18 protein-coding genes are annotated in these 18,402 nt (G+C 70.4%); 8 read left to right on the forward strand and 10 right to left on the reverse strand.

Going from position 1 to position 18,402, the window contains the following annotated elements:
- The first annotated feature begins 7 nt into the window (after window positions 1-7).
- From B9O00_RS24080 to B9O00_RS24090, 3 genes are all read left to right on the forward strand, one after another.
- Entirely contained in the window at window positions 8-853 is an 846-nt protein-coding gene (locus B9O00_RS24080) for a phytanoyl-CoA dioxygenase family protein (protein WP_085125294.1), read from the forward strand.
- Window positions 854-881: 28 nt separating this feature from the next.
- Window positions 882-1,904 carry a methyltransferase gene (locus tag B9O00_RS24085; protein ID WP_085125295.1) on the forward strand — a complete coding sequence of 341 codons (1,023 nt, stop codon included), beginning with the start codon at window positions 882-884 and terminating at the stop codon, window positions 1,902-1,904.
- A gap of 88 nt (window positions 1,905-1,992) precedes the next feature.
- A complete protein-coding gene (locus tag B9O00_RS24090; protein WP_085125296.1) occupies window positions 1,993-2,988 on the forward strand; it encodes a zinc transporter ZntB in 996 nt (331 codons plus the stop codon).
- 158 nt (window positions 2,989-3,146) lie between these two features.
- Here the strand turns inward: B9O00_RS24090 and queC are convergent, their stop codons facing one another.
- The 8 genes from queC to B9O00_RS24130 all read right to left on the reverse strand — a co-directional run bounded on the left by queC (window position 3,147) and on the right by B9O00_RS24130 (window position 10,227).
- Window positions 3,147-3,842 carry a 7-cyano-7-deazaguanine synthase QueC gene (gene queC / locus B9O00_RS24095; RefSeq protein WP_089229796.1) on the reverse strand — a complete coding sequence of 232 codons (696 nt, stop codon included), beginning with the start codon at window positions 3,840-3,842 and terminating at the stop codon, window positions 3,147-3,149.
- Window positions 3,843-3,887: 45 nt separating this feature from the next.
- On the reverse strand, window positions 3,888-4,361 hold the full coding sequence (locus B9O00_RS24100; protein ID WP_085125298.1) for a hypothetical protein: 474 nt from the start codon (window positions 4,359-4,361) through the stop codon (window positions 3,888-3,890).
- 70 nt (window positions 4,362-4,431) lie between these two features.
- Window positions 4,432-5,202, reverse strand: a complete 771-nt coding sequence (locus B9O00_RS24105; RefSeq protein ID WP_085125299.1) for an L-iditol 2-dehydrogenase — start codon at window positions 5,200-5,202, stop codon at window positions 4,432-4,434.
- A 22-nt stretch (window positions 5,203-5,224) separates the two neighbouring features.
- On the reverse strand, window positions 5,225-5,998 hold the full coding sequence (locus B9O00_RS24110; RefSeq protein WP_085125300.1) for an SDR family NAD(P)-dependent oxidoreductase: 774 nt from the start codon (window positions 5,996-5,998) through the stop codon (window positions 5,225-5,227).
- Window positions 5,999-6,056: 58 nt separating this feature from the next.
- Window positions 6,057-7,070 (reverse strand): ABC transporter ATP-binding protein, encoded by a 1,014-nt coding sequence (locus B9O00_RS24115; RefSeq protein ID WP_085125301.1) that lies wholly within the window; start codon window positions 7,068-7,070, stop codon window positions 6,057-6,059.
- A 15-nt stretch (window positions 7,071-7,085) separates the two neighbouring features.
- Window positions 7,086-7,916 carry a carbohydrate ABC transporter permease gene (locus tag B9O00_RS24120; RefSeq protein ID WP_085125302.1) on the reverse strand — a complete coding sequence of 277 codons (831 nt, stop codon included), beginning with the start codon at window positions 7,914-7,916 and terminating at the stop codon, window positions 7,086-7,088.
- Between the two features lie 4 nt (window positions 7,917-7,920).
- A complete protein-coding gene (locus B9O00_RS24125; protein ID WP_085125303.1) occupies window positions 7,921-8,793 on the reverse strand; it encodes a carbohydrate ABC transporter permease in 873 nt (290 codons plus the stop codon).
- A gap of 120 nt (window positions 8,794-8,913) precedes the next feature.
- Window positions 8,914-10,227, reverse strand: coding sequence for an ABC transporter substrate-binding protein (locus tag B9O00_RS24130; RefSeq protein ID WP_085125304.1), 1,314 nt, complete (start codon window positions 10,225-10,227; stop codon window positions 8,914-8,916).
- Window positions 10,228-10,655: 428 nt separating this feature from the next.
- Here B9O00_RS24130 and B9O00_RS24140 point away from each other — a divergent pair, with 428 nt between their 5' ends.
- A complete protein-coding gene (locus tag B9O00_RS24140) occupies window positions 10,656-11,906 on the forward strand; it encodes an ROK family transcriptional regulator (RefSeq protein ID WP_085125306.1) in 1,251 nt (416 codons plus the stop codon).
- Between the two features lie 427 nt (window positions 11,907-12,333).
- On the opposite strand, the gene B9O00_RS24145 is transcribed toward B9O00_RS24140, so the two are convergent.
- Together B9O00_RS24145 and B9O00_RS24150 are read right to left on the reverse strand one after the other, a co-directional pair.
- On the reverse strand, window positions 12,334-13,521 hold the full coding sequence (locus tag B9O00_RS24145; protein WP_200808649.1) for a CaiB/BaiF CoA transferase family protein: 1,188 nt from the start codon (window positions 13,519-13,521) through the stop codon (window positions 12,334-12,336).
- 53 nt (window positions 13,522-13,574) lie between these two features.
- Window positions 13,575-14,744 carry an acyl-CoA dehydrogenase family protein gene (locus B9O00_RS24150; RefSeq protein ID WP_085125308.1) on the reverse strand — a complete coding sequence of 390 codons (1,170 nt, stop codon included), beginning with the start codon at window positions 14,742-14,744 and terminating at the stop codon, window positions 13,575-13,577.
- Window positions 14,745-15,093: 349 nt separating this feature from the next.
- On the opposite strand from B9O00_RS24150, the gene B9O00_RS24155 reads away from it, so the two are divergent.
- The 4 genes from B9O00_RS24155 (at window position 15,094) to kce (ending at window position 18,283) form a co-directional block, all read left to right on the forward strand.
- A complete protein-coding gene (locus B9O00_RS24155) occupies window positions 15,094-15,855 on the forward strand; it encodes a FadR/GntR family transcriptional regulator (protein WP_085125309.1) in 762 nt (253 codons plus the stop codon).
- 95 nt (window positions 15,856-15,950) lie between these two features.
- On the forward strand, window positions 15,951-16,427 hold the full coding sequence (locus B9O00_RS24160) for a MaoC family dehydratase (protein ID WP_085125310.1): 477 nt from the start codon (window positions 15,951-15,953) through the stop codon (window positions 16,425-16,427).
- The gene (locus B9O00_RS24165) at window positions 16,424-17,314 is read left to right on the forward strand and encodes an HpcH/HpaI aldolase/citrate lyase family protein (protein ID WP_085125311.1); all 891 of its coding nucleotides are present in this window, start codon (window positions 16,424-16,426) and stop codon (window positions 17,312-17,314) included. Before B9O00_RS24160 ends, B9O00_RS24165 begins: the two co-directional genes overlap by 4 nt.
- Window positions 17,315-17,350: 36 nt before the next feature.
- Window positions 17,351-18,283: a 3,5-dioxohexanoate:acetyl-CoA acetone transferase gene (gene kce, locus B9O00_RS24170; RefSeq protein WP_085125312.1), complete on the forward strand. Its 933-nt coding sequence runs from the start codon at window positions 17,351-17,353 to the stop codon at window positions 18,281-18,283.
- Window positions 18,284-18,402 lie beyond the last annotated feature (119 nt).

The raw sequence follows: 18,402 nt of genomic DNA on the forward strand, positions 1-18,402 counted from the left end.
AGGCGCCATGGGTATCCGTTTGAGCGAGGACCAGATCGCGGGCTTCCGCCGGGACGGCTACGTCACCGGCATCCCCGTGCTGGCGCCGGCCGAGGTCGCCGAGCTGGTGGCCCGGACCGAGGCCTTCGAGGCCGAGCGGCCGCAGGACGTCGCCTGGGCCTTCGACATCAAGGCGAACCTGCTGCTCGACTGGGTCTACCGCCTGGGCTGCCACGCGCGCCTGCTCGACGCCGTCGAGGACCTGATCGGCCCGGACATCCTGATGACCAACGCGGTCTACCGGAACAAGAGCCCCGGCTCGCCGGTCGACTACGGCTGGCACCAGGACGGCGCGCGCATCAGGGTCGAGCCGGCCTTCGTCATCGCCTACGTCGCGCTGTCGCCGGCGACGCCCGGGAACGGCGGCCTGAGGGGCCTGCCCGGCAGCCACGACCGGATCCGCCCCTTCTCGCTGACCGAGGGCCCCGGCCAGCGCAGGCGCCTGGTCGCGCGCGTGCTCGAGGTCGACGAGAGCCAGGCCGTCGACTTCCAGCTGGGGCCGGGCGAGGCCGTGATCTTCCACTGCAACCTGGTGCACGGCTCGGCGCCGAACCGCGGCACGACGCGCCGCATGGCCCTGCTCTACGACTTCACGCCGGCGGCGGCCCGCCAGGACGTCGGCCGGGGCTCCGGCCAGCTGGTCCGCGGGCGGGACCGCTGGGGCCACTTCGCGCCCGAGCCGCTGCCCGAGCCGGGCCTGACCGAGGCCAACGTGCTCGGCCGGCGCAGGATCCTCTCGACCTACCACGAGAACGTCCTGCTGGGCCCGCGCCTGCCGGGCGAGACCGTGACCTTCCCCGACCGCCCCTTCTGAGCGGCGGCAAACAGAACTGGAGTCCCTGATGACCGAACCCGACCCGTCGCAGATCATGCAGCTGGGCATGGGGTTCCTGGCTTCGAAGACCCTGCTCTCGGCCGTCGAGCTGGGGCTCTTCACGGAGCTCGCCAGGCGGCCGATGACCGCCCCGGAGATCGGGCAGGCCCTGGGCCTGAGCCCGCGGGCGGTCCCCGACTTCCCCGACGCGCTGGTCGCGCTCAAGGTGCTGGAGCGCAGGGGCGACGGGCCGGAGGCCCGCTACTCGAACACGGCCGAGGGCGCGCTCTTCCTCGACCGCAACGGCCCGGCCTACGTCGGCGGCCTGCTGGAGATGGCCAACGCGCGGCTGTTCCGGCACTGGGCCGACCTCACCGAGGGTCTCAAGACCGGCCTGGCGCAGAACGAGGTCAAGCACACCGGCACGTCGATCTTCGAGACGCTCTATGCCTCTCCCGAGCTGCTCGAGCAGTTCCTCAACGCCATGGCCGGCGCCTCCTTCGGCAACGTCAGGGCGCTCGCCGCGAAGTTCGACTTCTCGCGCTACAAGACGCTGTGCGACGTCGGCGGCGCCACCGCCCTGCTGGCCTGCACGGTCGCCGCCGCGCACCCGCACCTCGCCTGCAGCAGCTTCGACCTGCCGCCGGTCGCGCCGATCGCGCAAAAGCGCATCGACAAGGCCGGCCTCGCCGATCGGGTCGCCGTGGCCAGCGGCGACTTCTTTGCCGGGCCGCTGCCCAAGGCCGACGTCATCACGATGGGCATGATCCTCCACGACTGGAACCTGGAGAAGAAGAAGCTCCTGATCCGCAAGGCCTACGAGGCCCTGCCCAAGGGCGGCGCCTTCGTTGTGATCGAGGCGCTGATCGACGACGCCCGGCGCGAGAACGCCTTCGGCCTGCTGATGTCGCTCAACATGCTGATGGAGACCGGCGAGGGCTTCGACTACAGCGGCGCCGACTTCGCCGGCTGGTGCCGGGAGGCCGGCTTCCGGCGTTTCGAGGTGATCCCGCTGGCCGGGCCGTCGAGCGCCGCCGTCGCCTACAAGTAGGCGCGCCGGCCCGCTGCCCGGCGTCGACGCGGCCCGCGAAGCGCTGCAGGATGGCGGGGCGCCGGGAAGCCATCGCGGGAAACCAAGCATGTCGGACAGCAGCGACGACGCCAGCACGCTCGCCGCGGCCTTCGCCTTCGACGGCGAGGGCCACGCCACCGCCCTCGACTGGGCCGCAGTCCTGGCGACCCGCGCCGACGCACCCTTCTCCGCGGGCTTCCGCTGGATCCACCTGCAGCGGGTCGCCGGCCGCCCGCAGCCCTGGCTGGCCGACGCCAGCGGCCTCGACCCGCTGGTCGTCGAGGCCCTGACGGCACGGGAGACCCGGCCGCGCTGTGAGCCCTTCGGCGAGGGCATCCTGCTCAACCTGCGCGGCGTCAACCTCAACCCCGGCCAGGACGCCGAGGACATGGTCTCGATCCGCCTGTGGATCTCGGAGCGGCTGGTGGTCAGCGTGCGGCTGCGCAGCCTCAAGGCGGTCGAGGACACGGTCGCGGAGCTCGAGGCGGGCCGGGGCCCGAAGACGCCGGTCGGGCTGGTCGCGACCCTGGCGCTGCGCCTGACCGACCGCATGGAGCCGACGATCCTCGACCTCGGCGAGGCGGTCGACGACCTGGAGGACGCCGCCGCCGGCGACAGCCTGCCCGAGCGGCGGAAGGTCGCCGAGATCCGGCGCAAGGCGATCACCCTGCGCCGCTACGTGACGCCGCAGCGCGACGCCCTGGCCCGCCTGGTCGCCCAGCCGCTCGACTGGGTGCCGGAGCGGGTGCGCAACCAGCTGCGCGAGGCGACCGACCGGGTCAGCCGCTACGTCGAGGACCTGGAGGCGATCCGCGACCGCGCCGGGATCGTCGCCGAGCAGCTCGCCGACCGCCGCGCCGAGACGATGAACCGCCAGAGCTTCGTGCTGACCGCAATCGCCGCAATCTTCCTGCCGCTCGGCCTGCTGACCGGCCTGCTCGGCATCAACGTCGGCGGCATCCCGGGCACCGGCGACAGCGACGCCTTCTGGATCGTCACCGCCCTGCTGATCGCGATCGGCGTCGGCCTCTACCTGCTGTTCCGCCGCAAGGACTGGCTGTAGGAGGGGCTTATGCTCCTCCCCCAATGGCTTCATCCTGAGCTTGTCGAAGGGTGAAGCCATTCGGCTCTGCCCGTGCCGTATTCGCTCCACCCTTCGACAAGCTCAGGATGAAGCGAATCGGGGGGCGTCGGCGGAGAATGCCTCAGCGCTCTGCGCCCTCACCCCGCCCGCCAGGCCGCGAAGCCGCGGGCGCGCAGCTCGCAGGCCGGGCAGCTACCGCAGCCGTGGCCCCAGTCGTGGAGCTGGCCGCGCTCGCCGCGGTAGCAGGTGTGGCTGTTGCGCACGATCAGCTCGACCAGGGCCGCGCCGCCCAGGCTGTCGGCGAGCCGCCAGGTCGCCGCCTTGTCGAGCCACATCAGCGGCGTCTCCAGCACGAAGCGCCGCTCCATGCCGAGGTTGAGCGCGACCTGCAGGGCCTTGATCGTGTCGTCGCGGCAGTCGGGATAGCCAGAGTAGTCGGTCTCGCACATGCCGCCGACGATCCGCTTCAGGCCGCGCCGGTAGGCGAGCGCGGCGGCGAAGCAGAGGAAGATCAGGTTGCGGCCCGGCACAAAGGTGTTGGGCAGCCCGCCCTCGCCCATCTCGATCGCGACCGTGCGGGTCAGGCCGGTCTCCGAGAGCGCGCCGAGCGCCGCGAGATCGACCGTGTGGTCCTCGCCCAGGCGCCCGGCCCAGCGCGGATCGAGCGCGGCCAGGCCGGCGCGCAGCGCGGCGCGGCAGTCGAGCTCGACGCGATGGCGCTGGCCGTAGTCGAAGCCGAGCGTCTCGACCCGCTCGAAGCGCTCCAGCGCCCAGGCGAGGCAGGTCGTCGAATCCTGCCCGCCGGAGAACAGCACCAGGGCCCCGTCGCTCATGCCTCGCTCCTGCCCGTCCATTGCCGGATGCCTTGCCACCACCGCCTAGCCGAACCAGGTCCGCCGCGCCGTCCGACCTTTCCAGCTCTGCAGCATGGCCCGGGGCGAGACGGCCTCGCCGGACAGGTCGACGCCGAGGGCGGCACGGGCGAAGCGGTGCAGGAGCCGCAGGCTCTCGACGGCGGCGGCGAGCGGCGCCAGCAGGTTGCCGGCCCAGCCGAGGTACCAGGGCACACGCGGGTCCGGCGCGAACAGCGTCGCCAGGTCGAAGAAGACCAGCGCGCCATAGATCATGAGGGCGACCAGCGAGGCCAGCGCGACGGCGGCGGCGCGCGCCGGCCGCGGGCAGCTCACCCGGCTCCAGAGCGCCGGCTGCAGGGCCGCAACGAGGATCGCGGGGACGGTCCAGGCAGCGGCAACATCGCGCCCCGGGGCGAGCGCCTCGGCCGCCAGAATGCCGGCAATCAGGAAGACCGCCGACAGCAGGGCGTCGGCGAACAGCCGGTTCGTTCTCTGCATCGGGAGTCTCCGTGGCCTCGACTTCCGCGGCATGGTAGCCGGCCTGAGGCGACGCTGTCGAACCGCCGGCTCAGCTCATCCAGTTGCCGCCGTCGACGTTGTAGGTCTGGGCGACGATGTAGTCGGCCTCGGCGCTGGCCAGGAACACGGCCATGCCGGTCAGGTCCTCGGCCCGGCCCATGCGGCCGTAGGGCACCGCGGCGCCGACCCGCCGCTTCTTCTCGCCGGGCGGCAGGCCCTCGTACTTGGCGAAGAGCGCGTCGACGCCGTCCCAGTGCTCGCCCTCGACGACGCCGGGGGCGATGGCGTTGACGTTGATGCGGTGCCTGATCAGGTCGAGGCCGGCCGACTGGGTCAGGCTGATGACCGCCGCCTTGGTCGCGCAGTAGACCGCGACCAGCGCCTCGCCGCGCCGCCCGGCCTGGCTCGCCATGTTGATGATCCGGCCGCCGCGGCCCTGGGCGATCATCAGCTTCGCCGCGGCCTGCAGGGTGAAGAGCGCGCCCGCGACGTTGACCGCGAAGAGCCGCTCGTAGCTCGACCGCGTGATCTCGACGACCGGCGCGGCGTCGAACAGGGCGGCGTTGTTGACCAGGATGTCGAGGCCGCCGTCGGCCGCCAGCTCGGCCATCGCCGCCTCGATGCTCGCCTGGTCGGTGACGTCGAGATGCAGGGCCTGGGCGCCCGGGCCGAGCTCTTCCGCCGCCCGCCCAGCACGCGCGATGTCGATGTCGGCGAGCGCGACCCCGGCGCCCTCGCGGAGGTAGGCGGCGGCGATCGCGAGCCCGATGCCGCGGGCGGCGCCGGTGACCAGGGCCCGCTTGCCGGCGAGACGCTTCATGTCGGTGAGGCTCCCTTGCGCCTCACCAGCAGGTGTAGCCGCCGTCGACCAGCACGACGGAGCCGGTCATCAGGCTGGCGGCGTCGCTGGCCAGGAACAGCACCACCGAGGCGACCTCCTCGATCTCGCCGAGCCGGCCCATCGGCGTGCCGTGCAGCCACTCCTGCAGCATGTCGGGGCGAGACTTCACGAAGTCGTTGAGCGGGGTCGCGATGTAGGTCGGCGCGACGGCGTTGACGCGCACGCCGCGGCCGCCCCACTCGGCGGCCAGCGACTTCGTCAACTGGTGCACCGCGGCCTTGGAGGCGTTGTAGTAGCTCTGCTCCTGGGGCCGGTTGACGATGAAGCCGGACATCGAGCCGATGTTGACGATGGCGCCCGAGCGCCGCTCCAGCATGTGCCGGCCGAAGGCGCGGCAGCACCAGAAGACGCCGTTGAGGTTGACGTCGATGACGTTCAGCCAGTGCTCGTCGGTCACCGTCTCGGCCGGCGTCTCGGAGCGCGCGATGCCGGCGTTGTTGACCAGGATGTCGATGCCGCCGTGCCGGCCGACCAGCTCGTCGGCGACGGCCGTCACCTGGTCGGGCCTGGTCACGTCCAGCAGCGCGATCTCGACCTCGTAGCCCCTGGCCTTCATGGCGTCGCGGCCGCTCTCGGCGGTGCCGGCGTCGACGTCGGCGATCACCACCTTGGCGCCCGCCTCGGCCAGGGCCTCGACGCAGCCGAGGCCGATCGCCCGCCCGCCGCCGGTGACCAGCGCGACCCTGCCGGGAACCCTGAACTTCTCCAGATACATGGCCTTCTCCACTGCCCGTGCGGCCGCCGCGCGGCCCGTCCTTCCCGAAACCCGTCCGTCACGCCGCCTGCCGGATCGCCTGCCCGTCCGCGCCGAAGCGGTGGAGCCGTTCCGGCGGCGGGGTCAGCCAGACGCGGCTGCCGTGCCGGATGTCAAGCTCGCCGCCGACCCGCGCGGTCACCGGGCCGAGGCCCTCGACCTGGACGTGCAGGAAGGTGTCGGAGCCGAGGTGCTCGACGACGCCGACCACCCCGGACCACTCGCCGCCCGCGCCGGTCGAGACCTCGAGGTGCTCCGGCCGGATGCCGATCGTCGCGGCGCCGTGGCGCTCGGCGGCCGCGCCCTCCAGCAGGTTCATCTTCGGCGAGCCGATGAAGCCGGCGACGAAGACGTTGGCCGGCCGGTTGTAGAGCTCGAGCGGCGAGCCGACCTGCTCGATCCGGCCGGCGTTGAGCACGACGATCTTGTCGGCCATCGTCATGGCCTCGACCTGGTCGTGGGTGACGTAGATCATCGTCGTCTTGAGCGACTGGTGCAGCTCGCTGATCTCGAGCCGCATGTTGACCCGGAGCGCCGCGTCGAGGTTGGACAGCGGCTCGTCGAACAGGAAGGCCGCCGGCTCGCGGACGATCGCGCGGCCGATCGCGACGCGCTGGCGCTGGCCGCCGGACAGCTGGCCGGGCCGGCGCTCCAGGTAGTCGGTCAGGTTGAGGATCCTGGCGGCGCCCTCGACCTTCCGCCGGATCGTCGCCTTGTCCTGCCCGGCCATCTTCAGCGGGAAGGCGATGTTGTTGTAGACGCTCATGTGCGGATAGAGCGCGTAGGACTGGAAGACCATGGCGAGGCGCCGGCGGGCCGGCGCGACGCGGGTCGCGTCGCTGCCGTCGATGCGGATCGCGCCGGAGGTCACGTCCTCCAGCCCGGCGATCAGGCGCAGCAGGGTCGACTTGCCGCAGCCCGAAGGGCCGACGAAGACGACGAACTCGCCGTCGGCGATCTCCAGGTCGACACCCGGGATCACCGCCATGGTCCCGAAGGCCTTGGTCACCTTGTCGAGCGTGATGGCACCCATCCGTCCGTCCCCCCTCTACTTGACCGCGCCGAAGGTGAGGCCGCGCACCAGCTGCTTCTGGCTGAACCAGCCCATCACCAGGATCGGTGCGATGGCCAGGGTCGAAGCCGCCGAGAGCTTCGCCCAGAACAGCCCTTCCGGGCTGGAGTAGGAGGCGATGAAGGCGCTGAGCGGGGCGGCGTCGGAGGCCGTCAGGTTCAGCGTCCAGAAGGCCTCGTTCCAGGCCAGGATGATGTTGAGCAGCACGGTCGAGGCGATGCCCGGCACCGCCATCGGCGCCAGCACGTGGACGATCTCCTTGGCCAAGGTGGCGCCGTCCATGCGCGCCGCCTCCAGGATCTCGCCCGGGATCTCCTTGAAGTAGGTGTAGAGCATCCAGACGATGATCGGCAGGTTCATCAGCATCAGCACGGCGACCAGGCCGCCGCGCGTGTCGAGCAGGCCGAAGTCGCGGAACAGCAGGTAGATCGGCACCAGCACGCCGACCGGCGGCAGCATCTTGGTCGAGAGCATCCACATCAGGATGTCCTTGGTGCGCTTGCTCGGCGCGAAGGCCATCGACCAGGCCGCCGGGATCGCGACCAGCAGGCCGAGGCCGGTCGAGCCGAGCGAGATGACCACCGAGTTCAGCGCGTACAGCAGGTAGTCCGAGCGGGCCTGCACCTCGGCGTAGTTCTCCAGCGTCCAGTGGAAGAACAGGAAGGACGGCGGCGAGGCGATCGCCTCGCCCTCGCTCTTGAAGCTGGTCAGGATGGCCCAGAGGATCGGGAAGAACAGGGTCAGGCCGATCGTCCAGCCGACGAGGGTGAAGGCGAGCTTGCGCCTGCGGGTGACGGCACGGGCCATGGTCTCAGGCCTCCAGGTTCTTGCCGATCATGCGGATCAGGAAGACGGCGACGATGTTGGCCAGCACGATCGCCACGACGCCGCCCGCCGAGGCGCCGCCGATGTCGTACTGCAGCAGCGCCTGCGCATAGATCAGGTAGGGGATGTTGGTGCTCGCGGTGCCCGGGCCGCCGTTGGTCGTGACCAGGATCTCGGCAAAGACCGAGAGCAGGAAGATCGTCTCGATCAGCACCACCACGGTCAGCGCCCGCGCCAGGTGCGGCAGGGTGATGTAGGCGAAGATCGACAGCGCCCCGGCGCCGTCCATCTCGGCGGCCTCCTTCTGCTCCTGGTCGAGCGACTGGAGGGCCGTGAGGATGATCAGCGTGGCGAAGGGCAGCCAGCCCCAGGCGACGATGATGACGATCGAGAGCAGCGGCACGCTGGCCAGCCAGTCGATCGGCGCCAGGCCGAAGCCGCGCGCGACCCAGGCGAACAGCCCGTTGACCGGGTGCATGAACATGTTCTTCCAGACCAGGGCCGAGACCGTCGGCATGACGAAGAACGGCGAGATCACCAGCAGGCGCACGATGCCCTGGCCCCAGAAGGGCTGGTCGATCAGCAGGGCCAGGAACACGCCGCCGACGACCGTGATCAGCAGCACGCCGCCGACCAGCAGCAGGGTGTTGACCAGCGCGTCCATGAAGGCCGGGTCGGTCAGGAAGAACTGGTAGTTCTCGATGCCGGCGAAGGCTTCCATGCCCGGCATCAGCAGGTTGTAGCGCAGGAACGAGAAGTAGAGCGTCATGCCCAGCGGCACGATCATCCAGACCAGCAGCAGCAGCACGGCCGGCGACAGCATGAAGCGCGCGGTGGTCCGGGTGTGCAGGGTGGCCATGGCGGCGATCCCCTTCCGACAGGAAGCGACGGGCAGGACGTAGCGGGCGGCGACTTCGGGAAAGGAGGGGTCGCCCGGCGCCGACGACGGCCGCCGGGCGACCCCAGGGGGGAGGTTCCGCTACTTGATGTAGCCGCCCCGCTTCATCTCCCGCTCGGTCAGGGCCTGGGCGTTCTTCAGCGCCTGGTCGACCGAGGTCGTGCCGGCCAGCGCCGCCGAGAACTGCTGCCCGACCGCCGTGCCGATGCCCTGGAACTGCGGGATCGCCACGAACTGCACGCCGACATAGGGCACCGGGTCGACCGTCGGATGGGTCGGGTCGGCCGCCTGGATCGACTTCAGGGTCATGTCGGCGAAGGCCGCCGCCTTCCGGTAGGCCGGGTTGTCGTAGAGCGACTTGCGGGTGCCCGGCGGCACGTTGGCCCAGCCGTCCTTGCTGGCGACCAGCTTCAGGTAGTCCTTCGAGGTCGCCCAGGCGATGAACTTCTCGGCCGCGGCCTTCTTGTTGGAGCCGCTGGGGATCGCCAGCGACCAGGCCCACAGCCAGTTGGCCCGCTTGCCGAGGCCGCGGTCCGGCGCCAGGGCGAAGCCGACCTTGTCGGCGACCTTGGATTCCTTGGGGTCGCTCACGAAGGAGGCGGCGACGGTGGCGTCGATCCACATGCCGCACTTGCCCGACTGGAACAGCGCGAGGTTCTCGTTGAAGCCGTTCGACGAGGCGCCCGGAGGGCCGGCGTCGTGCATCAGGTCGACATAGAACTTCAGCGTGTCCTTCCAGGCCTTGCCGTCGAACTGCGGCTGCCACTTCATGTCGAACCAGCGCGCGCCGAAGGAGTTGGACATGGCCGTCAGGAAGGCCATGTTCTCGCCCCAGCCGGCCTTGCCGCGCAGGCAGATGCCGTAGACCTCGTGGGCCTTGTCGGTGATCTTGCGCGCCGCCTCGGCGATGAAGTCCCAGCTCGGCGCCTCGGGCATCGTCAGGCCCGCCTTCTCGAACAGGTCCTCGCGGTACATCGTCATCGAGCTCTCGCCGTAGAAGGGCGCGGCGTAGAGCTTGCCGCCGAGCGACAGGCCGTTGCGGATCGAGGGCAGCAGGTCGTCGACGTCGTAGCTCGGGCCGAGGTTGTCGAGCGGCACCAGCCAGCCCTGCTTGGCCCAGATCGGCACCTCGTAGGTGCCGATGGTCATGATGTCGTACTGCCCGCCCTTGGTCGCGATGTCGGTCGTCACCTTCTGGCGCAGGACGTTCTCCTCCATCGTCACCCAGTCGAGCTCGATGCCGGGGTTCCTGGCGGTGAAGTCGTCCGTCAGCTTCTGCATCCGGATCATGTCGCCGTTGTTGACCGTGGCGATGGTCAGTTTCGTCGCCGCCGCCGCCTGCTGGACGGCGAGCAGCGCGGTCGCGCCGATCAGGGCGCAGGCAAGCCTTCTCATCTGTTCCTCCCAGGATTTCTTCGGGCGATCTTGCGGGTTCCCGGCCGCGACGGACGGCGCGCGCCCGGCGGCGGTCGGGCAGGACCGGGTCGAGCAGGACCGGGTCACGCAGGATTGGGCAGAGCCGCCGATGGCGGCGACGGCAGATTCCACGGGATTCCGGAGCGTCCGGCGCATGCTCTCCTCCCTCGGGCAGTCCCGCGGGTGAGGGGTTGTCCCCCTCTTGTCTCCCGCGCCCGGATCGTGCGGCTGCGCGCCTGCATCGTCCGTTGCCCAGCCAGAATGAGACAGCAACCCTTGGTCGCTGTCAATTATTAAATCAGGCGGATATAATAATTGACAGCCCCTGCCGCTCCGCCCATGCTCGCCTCCGGTCCGGGCGTTGCGGCGGCGCCGGCCTTCGGGCGACGGCCTGGGAGAGCGAGGCGATGGCAGACACCGCGTCCTCCGGGGCGCCGGACGAGACCGCGGCGACGCCCTCGCCGGATGGCCGCGGCAGCAGCCAGAGCGGCGTCCGCCTCTACAACGAGCGCCTGATCCTCTCGCTGATCCGCCGGCACCGCAGCCTGACCAAGGTCGAGATCGCGCGGCTGACCGGCCTCTCGACCCAGACCACGACGGTGGTGATCAACCGGCTCGAGGCCGATGGCCTGCTGCTTCCGGGCGAGCGGCAGCGCGGGCGCATCGGCCAGCCGGCCGTGCCCTATTCGCTCAATCCCGAGGGCGCCTTCGGCCTCGGCATGATGATCGGCCGGCGCAGCTGCGACCTGATGCTGATGGACTTCGTCGCCGGCATCCGGGCCCGGCGCCGCATCACCTACGCCTATCCCGTGCCGGCCGCGCTGCTCGGCTTCGCCGCCGGCAACCTGCCGGAGCTGGCCGGCACGCTCGACGCGCGGCAGCGGGACCGGATCACCGGGCTCGGCGTCGCCATGCCCTTCGAGCTGTGGAACTGGGAGGCCGAGCTCGGCATGGTCCCGGGGACGCTCGGCGACTGGCGCCGCTTCGACATCGCCGCCGAGCTGTCCCGGCTGGTGGCGCCCTGGCCGGTGCGCCTCGCCAACGACGCCACCTCGGCCTGCGCCGCCGAGCTGACCTTCGGCCAGGGCAGCGCCTATCGCGACTTCGCCTACCTCTACGTCGGCGCCTTCATCGGCGGCGGCATCGTGCTCAACGGCACGCTCTTTCCGGGCCGCAGCGGCAACGCCGGCGCGCTCGGCTCGATGCCGGTGCTGCGGCGCGACGGCGAAGCCGGCCCGGCCCTGCAGCAGCTGATCCGCTCGGCCTCGATCTACCGGCTCGAGCGGCGGCTGATCGCGGCCGGCCGCGCCGGCACGGCGATCTGGGCCTCGCCCGACGACTGGTCGGACTTCGCGGCCCCGCTCGAGGCCTGGATCGACGAGGCGGCCGACGGCCTCGCCCAGGCCGTCGCCGCGATCCTCTCGGTGATCGACTTCGAGGCGGTGGTCGTCGACGGCGCCTTCCCGGCCGAGGTCCGCGGCCGCCTGGTCGAGCGCACCCGCCGGCGCTTCGCCGCCCTCGACCGCCAGGGCCTGACCGACGCCGCGATCGTCGAGGGCTCGGTCGGCCGCGACGCCCGCTCGATCGGCGCCGCCGCCCTGCCCCTCCTCGCCACCTTCGCCCGCGATTCCGACGTCCTGTTCAAGGTCGCGCCTTAGGGTCGCCACATCCGGCAATCGTCACTGGAAGGGGGAACCACGATGGTGGTGGGCGCAGTCTGGTGCGAACTCGTCTCCGGGGGAAGTTCCCTGATGAACAGGGAATTTGGAGGCAATATCGACCGCTCGCGGGCATTCCCCGGAACCGATCGATTGATAAACTACGGAAATATTGGATTTTTCGGCGAGTTCCCCAGACAGCGGAACAGGGAATCTCGCCCCCCGGAACAGGGAAGTCGCTCGTTGTAGCAGGGACCTCCGGAGGGCTGCGGCTCCCGACGCTGATCCACCACGCCCTCAGGCTCGATCTTCCCATGCCGGCACGGCCGGCACAGAGAGCCACCGGCCGGATATCGGTGCCACCCGGCGGCCGCGCCGGCCCGCCCGACGCTGCTGCCGGCAGGGACTCTCGCTCTGCCTCAGAGCCTCATCGGATGACACCCTGCGCGGACAGCGCGTCGATCTCTTCGGTCGACAGGCCGAGGTCGCGCAAGACCTCGTCGCTGTGCTGCCCGAGCGCCGGCGCCGGCCGCGTCACGCCGCGCTCGACGCCGGAGAAGCGGACCGGCTGGGCGACCGATTTCAGCGGGCCGGCGATCGGATGGTCGTAGTCCAGCACGATGCCGCTCGCCGCCGTGTGGGGATGATCCAGCATCTGCCGGAGGGAGTTGATGGGGGCGCAGGGCACCTTCACCTTCGCCAGCTCGGCATCCCAGAAGGCGACCGGCTGCCGGGCCACGGCGGCCTGCACGCAGGCGATCGTCTCGGCCCGATGCTCGACCCGCGCCGCGTTCGTGCGGAAGCGCGGATCCTCGACGACGTCCTCCAGCCCCGCGACAGCGCAGAACCGCCGCCACAGGCCGTCGTTGGCGACGCCGATCATCACCGGCCCGTCGGCGGCCTCGAAGGCCTGGTACGGACAGAGCGATTCGTGGCTGGAGCCGCAGCGTTCCGGCTGCGAGCCGCGCTGCCAGAAGCTCTGCAGGTTGTAGCCGAGCAGACCCACGGCGGTCTCGAACAGCGAGACCTCCACTCTGCGGCCGCCGCCGCCGTGAGCACGGCCGTAGAGCGCCGCGAGGATGCCGGACAGCGCGTGGAAGCCGGTGCTCTGGTCGATCGGCGAGATCGGGCTGCGCACAGGGGGACCGCCCTCCTCGCCGGTCAGGGACATGATGCCGCTGAAGGCCTGCAGGATGACGTCGTAGCCGGGTGCCTCCTTCATGGGCCCGCTCCGCCCGAAGCCGGAGATGCTGCAGTAGACGAGGTCCGGATTGGCCGCGCGCAGCGTCGCCTCGTCGATCCCGAGGCGCTCGACCACACCTGTCCCGAAGCTCTCGACGACGACGTCGGCCAGCGCCGCCAGACGTTGCGCGAGCGCGCGCCCCGGCTCGGTCTTGAGGTCGAGCGCGAGGCTGCGCTTGCCGCGATTGGCGCTGAGGAAGACCGCGCCGAAGCCCTCTCGGAACGGCGGCCAGCCGCGCGTCTCGTCGCCCGTGTCGACCGGCTCCACCTTGACGACGTCGGCGCCCATGTCGGCGAGATACTGGGTGCACAAGGGCCCGGCGAGAACCTTGGAGAAGTCGAGCACCTTGACGCCGTCGAGCGGTCCGGACACCTGTTTGTTCCTCGCGTCGTGGCTTGGCGCCGCGGCGGTCCCGGCCGCAGACATCAGTACGACTTCGGCTGGTCGAGCACGCGCTCGGCGATGAAGCAGAGGATCAGCTGCTCGCTGATCGGCGCGAGCCGCGTCACGAGGACCTCGCGCAGCAGCCGCTCGACCTGGTACTCCTTGGCGTAGCCCATGCCGCCGTGGGTCATCACCGACTGCAGGCAGGCCTGGTAGCCGGCCCGCGCGCCGAGCAGCTTGGCCGCGTTCGCTTCCGCGCCGCAGGGCTTGCCGGCGTCGTAAAGCTCGGCGGCCTTCATCGCCATCAGCCAGGCCGCCTCGAGCTGCACCCAGCACTCCGCCAGCGGATGCTGCACGCCCTGGTTCTGGCCGATCGGCCGGCCGAAGACCTCGCGCTCGCGGGCGTAGCGGGCGGCGCGGCCCAGCGCATCCTGGCCGATGCCGATCGCCTCGACCGCGATCAGCACGCGCTCGGGGTTGAGGCTGTCCAACAGATAGGTGAAGCCGCGACCCTCATCGCCGATCCGATGTTCCTCCGGGACGAAGTAGTCGTCGATGAAGACCATGTTCGAATCGACCGCCGCCCGGCCGTGCTTGTCGATCCGCTTGACGTCGAGGCGCTCGCGATCGAGGTCGGTGTAGAAGAGCGTGATGCCCTGCGTCGGCTTGGCGCAGTCGTCGCGTGCCGTGGTGCGGGTGACCAGCAGGATCTTGTTGGCGACCTGGGCGGTCGAGGTCCAGATCTTCCGCCCCGACACGCGGTAACCGCCCTCGACCCGCTCCGCAAAGGTTTTGATGTTCGTGGTGTCGAGCCCCGCGTTCGGCTCGGTTACGCCGAAGCAGACCTGGTCCGCGCCCGTCACGAGCCGCGGGATCCAGGCCGCCTTCTGCTCGGGCGAGCCGTGCACGACGAGGGGGTGAGGGCCGAACATGTTGATATGGACCGAGGAGGCGGCCGCCATGCCGCCGCCGCTGCGGGCGACCTGATGCATGACGGCGGCTGCCTCCAGCACCCCGAGGCCCGCGCCACCGAACTCCTCCGGCATGGTCACGCCGAGCCAGCCGCCTTCCGCCATCGCGCGATGGAACTCCCGCGGGAAGCTCTCCGCCTTCTCGCAGCGGTTCCAGTAGGCGTCGTCGAAGCGTTCGCAGACCCCGGCAACGCCGTCACGGATCGCCTGCAGCCCCTCTTCCCGTTCCTCCCCGCTCACGTCGCCTCCCTTGGCTCGACTGAATGCCGTCGCTCCCCGATGGGAGCCATGGCGCCCAGCGTATCATCAACGGTCGCGGTATCCAATGGTTTGACAATTAAAAGCCCACCCGCCAGAATGAACTGCAGATGAGAGAGGGACCCGTCCGACCTTGGCTCACCACCGACCGGAAATCGCCGAACGGCCGCAGCGTTGCGGCACAGCAGGCGTCTTCGGCGCCTTCCCAAGGCGGGCGACGCTACGGCGGTGGCACAGCGCTTCCGGTCGGGCTATCAATGGTGTCAAAGCTCCTACCATTGTTCTCTCGGCGTGGAGTCGGCAATCTGGTGGTCCACGGTGGAGGGCCCAGATGGAGCAGACTGCGAGAAGGAAGCCGATCGTCGAGCGCGTCTCGGTGCAGAAGTCCTACGATGTGCTCGCCGGCCAGTTGCGCGACCGGATCCTGACAGGCGAGATCGCGGTCGGCACCCGCCTGCCCTCCGAGCGCGAGCTGGTGGAGCTGTCCGGACTGTCTCGCGGCTCGGTGCGCGAGGCCGTGCGCATGCTCGAGGTCGAGGGCCTGGTCCAGTCCCGTCCGGGCCGCTACGGCGGCATCGTGGTCACCCAGCCTGACAAGAAGTCGATGGCCCGGTTCGTCGGCCAATTCGTGCAGAGCCGGCGGCTGCCCCTGCGCATGATCCAGGAGGCGCGCGAGACGATCGAGCCGGCGCTGGCGCGCCTGGCGGCGGAAAACCGCAGCGAGGAGGAGCTGGCGCAGCTGCGCGCGCTGAACGACGCGCTCGGCGACCCGAACCTCGACCGCGAAGCCTTCGCCCGGCTCAATCTGCAGTGGCACAGCACCATCGCGGTGGCGAGCCGGAACGACCTGCTCTCGGCCCTGCTCTACGCGATGTCGCACGGCGTCTTCGCGCAGACCATCGACGATGCCTACGACAATCCCGAGATCCGTGCGGCGGTGTTCAGGGCGCACGGCCGCGTTGTCGAGGCGATCGCCGCTCGCGACGGTGCCGCCGCGCAGCGGCGCATGGAGCGGCACGTCGTCGCGACACGGGCGATGGGCCGCGACGACGGTCGCTCCGAGCTGTCGCTCGATCCGCCCGGGCCCGACTGACGGTCGATAGGCCCGCTTGCCAGTGATCGCGCCGCCGGAACGGCCGGCGCCAGGACGAGTTCGCCGCCGAGAGCGGGGCGGACAGGGAGGTGCTTTTGGCTGGTATCTATTTTGACGAACTCAAGGTCGGGCAGCTCTTCCGACACACCCTACGCCGCACGATCACAGAGGCGGACAACGTCTTTTTCACCGCGCTGACCCACAACCCCGCCCTCCTGCATCTCGACGAGGAATACTGCCGGGAGCACACGGAGTTCGGCCAGCGCCTCGTCAATTCGGCTTTCACGCTCGGACTCATGGTCGGCATCTCGGTCGGCGACACGACGCTGGGCACCGCCGTCGCCAACCTGGGCTGGGACGAGGTCCGCTTTCCCAAGCCGCTGTTCCACGGCGACACGATCCGCGTCGAGACCGAGGTCGCCGAGCTGCGCGAGAGCCGCTCGCGACCCAACGCCGGCATCGTCACCTTCATCCACCGCGCCTACAATCAGCACGGTGACCTGGTCGCCTCCTGCCGGCGCTCCGGGCTCCAGCTCAAGCGCCCCGCGGACACGGAGGAGCGCTCGGCATGACGCTGCGCTCCTGGCTCTTCGTGCCCGGCGACAGCGAGCGCAAGCTCGAGAAGGCCGAGAGCGCCGGCGCCGACGCCCTGATCCTCGACCTCGAAGACGCCGTGGCGCCGGAGCGCAAGGCGACGGCCCGGGAGGCGGTGCGGGGCTTCCTCGACGCCCGCCCCCGTGCCGGCCGACGAACCCAGCTCTGGGTGCGCGTCAATCCGCTCGGCGACACCGCCCTGTCAGACCTCGCGGCGATCATGGGCGGCGCGCCTAACGGCATCATGATCCCGAAGACCGAGGGCCCGGCCGACCTGCTGCGGCTGAGCCACCACCTGGAGGCCTTCGAGGCGGCGGGCGGCCTGCCGGACGGCAGTACCGGCATCCTGCCGGTCGCGACCGAGACGCCGGTCGGAACGCTCAGGCTGTCGGCCTTCGCCGAGGCCAGATTGCCGCGCCTGGCTGCCATGACCTGGGGCGCCGAGGATCTCAGCACCGCGATCGGAGCCGCGACCAACCGCGACCCGGAGGGCGGCTGGGCCTTCACCTACCGCTGGGCGCGCTCGGCCCTGCTGCTCGCGGCCAAGGCGACCGGCGCGCTGGCGCTCGACACGCTCTATGCAGACTTCCGCGACGCGGAGGGCTTGCGCCGCGACAGCAAGCGGGCCGCTGCCGAGGGCTTCGACGGACGCATCGCCATCCATCCCGCCCAGGTCGAGGTCATCAACGCCGCTTTCGCGCCCTCACCCGAGGCGGTCGAGCAGGCCCGCCGGGTCGTCGCCGCCTTCCAGGCGGCGCCGAGCGCCGGGGCGGTCAGCCTCGACGGCCGGATGCTCGACATCCCGCATCTCAAGCAGGCGCGGAACATCCTCGCCCGGCACGACGCAGTGCTCGCCCGGCAGTGACCGGCCGCATCCGAGACATGGAAGGGAAGACGTGACGTGAAGAAAGCCGACAAGGTCATCATCAGCTGCGCGGTCACCGGCTCGATCCACACGCCCAGCATGTCGCCGCACCTGCCGGTCACGCCGGCGGAGATCGCCGAGCAGTCGATCGAGGCCGCCGAGGCCGGCGCCGCCATCCTGCACCTCCACGCGCGCGATCCCGAGACCGGGAAGCCGACGCCCTCGCCCGAGGTCTTCGCACGCTTCCTGCCGGTGATCCGCCAGCGCTGCGACGCCATCGTCAACATCACGACCGGCGGCGGCCTCGGCATGACGCTCGACGAGCGGCTCGCCGCGGCGAAATGGGCGAGGCCCGAGATCGCCTCGATGAACATGGGCTCCTTCAACTTCAACATCTCCGGCGCGGCCGGGCGGGTGAAGGAGTTCCGCTTCGACTGGGAGAAGCCCTACCTGGAGATGACGACGGACTTCATCCTCTCCAACACCTTCGCCCAGATCGAGCGGGGCATGCGCGAGCTCGGCGGGCTCGGCACGCGCTTCGAGTTCGAGTGCTACGACGTCGGCCACCTCTACAACCTCGCCCACTTCGCCGACCGCGGCATCGTCGAGCCGCCGTTCTTCGTGCAGGCCATCTTCGGCATCCTCGGTGGCCTGGGCCCGGACCCCGAGAACCTCATGCACATGAAGGCGACGGCCGACCGGCTGTTCGGCGACGACTACTACCTCTCCGTCCTGGCCGCCGGTCGGCATCAGATGCCCCTGGTCACCATGGGCGCGATCCTGGGCGGCAACGTGCGGGTCGGGCTGGAGGACAGCCTGTTCCTGGAGCGTGGCCGCCTCGCCGCTTCCAATGCCGAGCAGGTCGCCAAGATCAGGCGAATCCTCAGCGAGCTGTCCCTCGAGGCGGCGACGCCGGAGGAGGCGCGGCAGATGCTCCGCACCAAAGGGCCCGTCAGCCTCGGCTTCTGAGCACGGCCGGCGGGCGGTCCGCCGCGAAAAATCCCAAGCGACCGGATGAGACGCTTGCATCAGGGAGGGATTTTGTCGAACGATTAAAAGGTCTAACCATTAAAAATCGGGAGGGAACC

Source organism: Tistlia consotensis USBA 355 (genome assembly GCF_900177295.1).
GTDB lineage: Bacteria > Pseudomonadota > Alphaproteobacteria > Kiloniellales > DSM-21159 > Tistlia > Tistlia consotensis.

What these genes read in the sequence shown, in the direction of transcription:
- B9O00_RS24105 (WP_085125299.1), bottom strand. Translation starts at nt 5,202, where the DNA reads ATGAAGCGTCTCGCCGGCAAGCGGGCCCTGGTCACCGGCGCCGCCCGC.
- B9O00_RS24110 (WP_085125300.1), bottom strand. Translation starts at nt 5,998, where the DNA reads ATGTATCTGGAGAAGTTCAGGGTTCCCGGCAGGGTCGCGCTGGTCACC.
- B9O00_RS24085 (WP_085125295.1), top strand. Translation starts at nt 882, where the DNA reads ATGACCGAACCCGACCCGTCGCAGATCATGCAGCTGGGCATGGGGTTC.
- B9O00_RS24155 (WP_085125309.1), top strand. Translation starts at nt 15,094, where the DNA reads ATGGAGCAGACTGCGAGAAGGAAGCCGATCGTCGAGCGCGTCTCGGTG.
- B9O00_RS24125 (WP_085125303.1), bottom strand. Translation starts at nt 8,793, where the DNA reads ATGGCCACCCTGCACACCCGGACCACCGCGCGCTTCATGCTGTCGCCG.
- B9O00_RS24165 (WP_085125311.1), top strand. Translation starts at nt 16,424, where the DNA reads ATGACGCTGCGCTCCTGGCTCTTCGTGCCCGGCGACAGCGAGCGCAAG.
- B9O00_RS24115 (WP_085125301.1), bottom strand. Translation starts at nt 7,070, where the DNA reads ATGGGTGCCATCACGCTCGACAAGGTGACCAAGGCCTTCGGGACCATG.
- B9O00_RS24090 (WP_085125296.1), top strand. Translation starts at nt 1,993, where the DNA reads ATGTCGGACAGCAGCGACGACGCCAGCACGCTCGCCGCGGCCTTCGCC.
- B9O00_RS24140 (WP_085125306.1), top strand. Translation starts at nt 10,656, where the DNA reads ATGGCAGACACCGCGTCCTCCGGGGCGCCGGACGAGACCGCGGCGACG.
- queC (WP_089229796.1), bottom strand. Translation starts at nt 3,842, where the DNA reads ATGAGCGACGGGGCCCTGGTGCTGTTCTCCGGCGGGCAGGATTCGACG.
- B9O00_RS24120 (WP_085125302.1), bottom strand. Translation starts at nt 7,916, where the DNA reads ATGGCCCGTGCCGTCACCCGCAGGCGCAAGCTCGCCTTCACCCTCGTC.
- B9O00_RS24130 (WP_085125304.1), bottom strand. Translation starts at nt 10,227, where the DNA reads ATGAGAAGGCTTGCCTGCGCCCTGATCGGCGCGACCGCGCTGCTCGCC.
- B9O00_RS24080 (WP_085125294.1), top strand. Translation starts at nt 8, where the DNA reads ATGGGTATCCGTTTGAGCGAGGACCAGATCGCGGGCTTCCGCCGGGAC.
- B9O00_RS24100 (WP_085125298.1), bottom strand. Translation starts at nt 4,361, where the DNA reads ATGCAGAGAACGAACCGGCTGTTCGCCGACGCCCTGCTGTCGGCGGTC.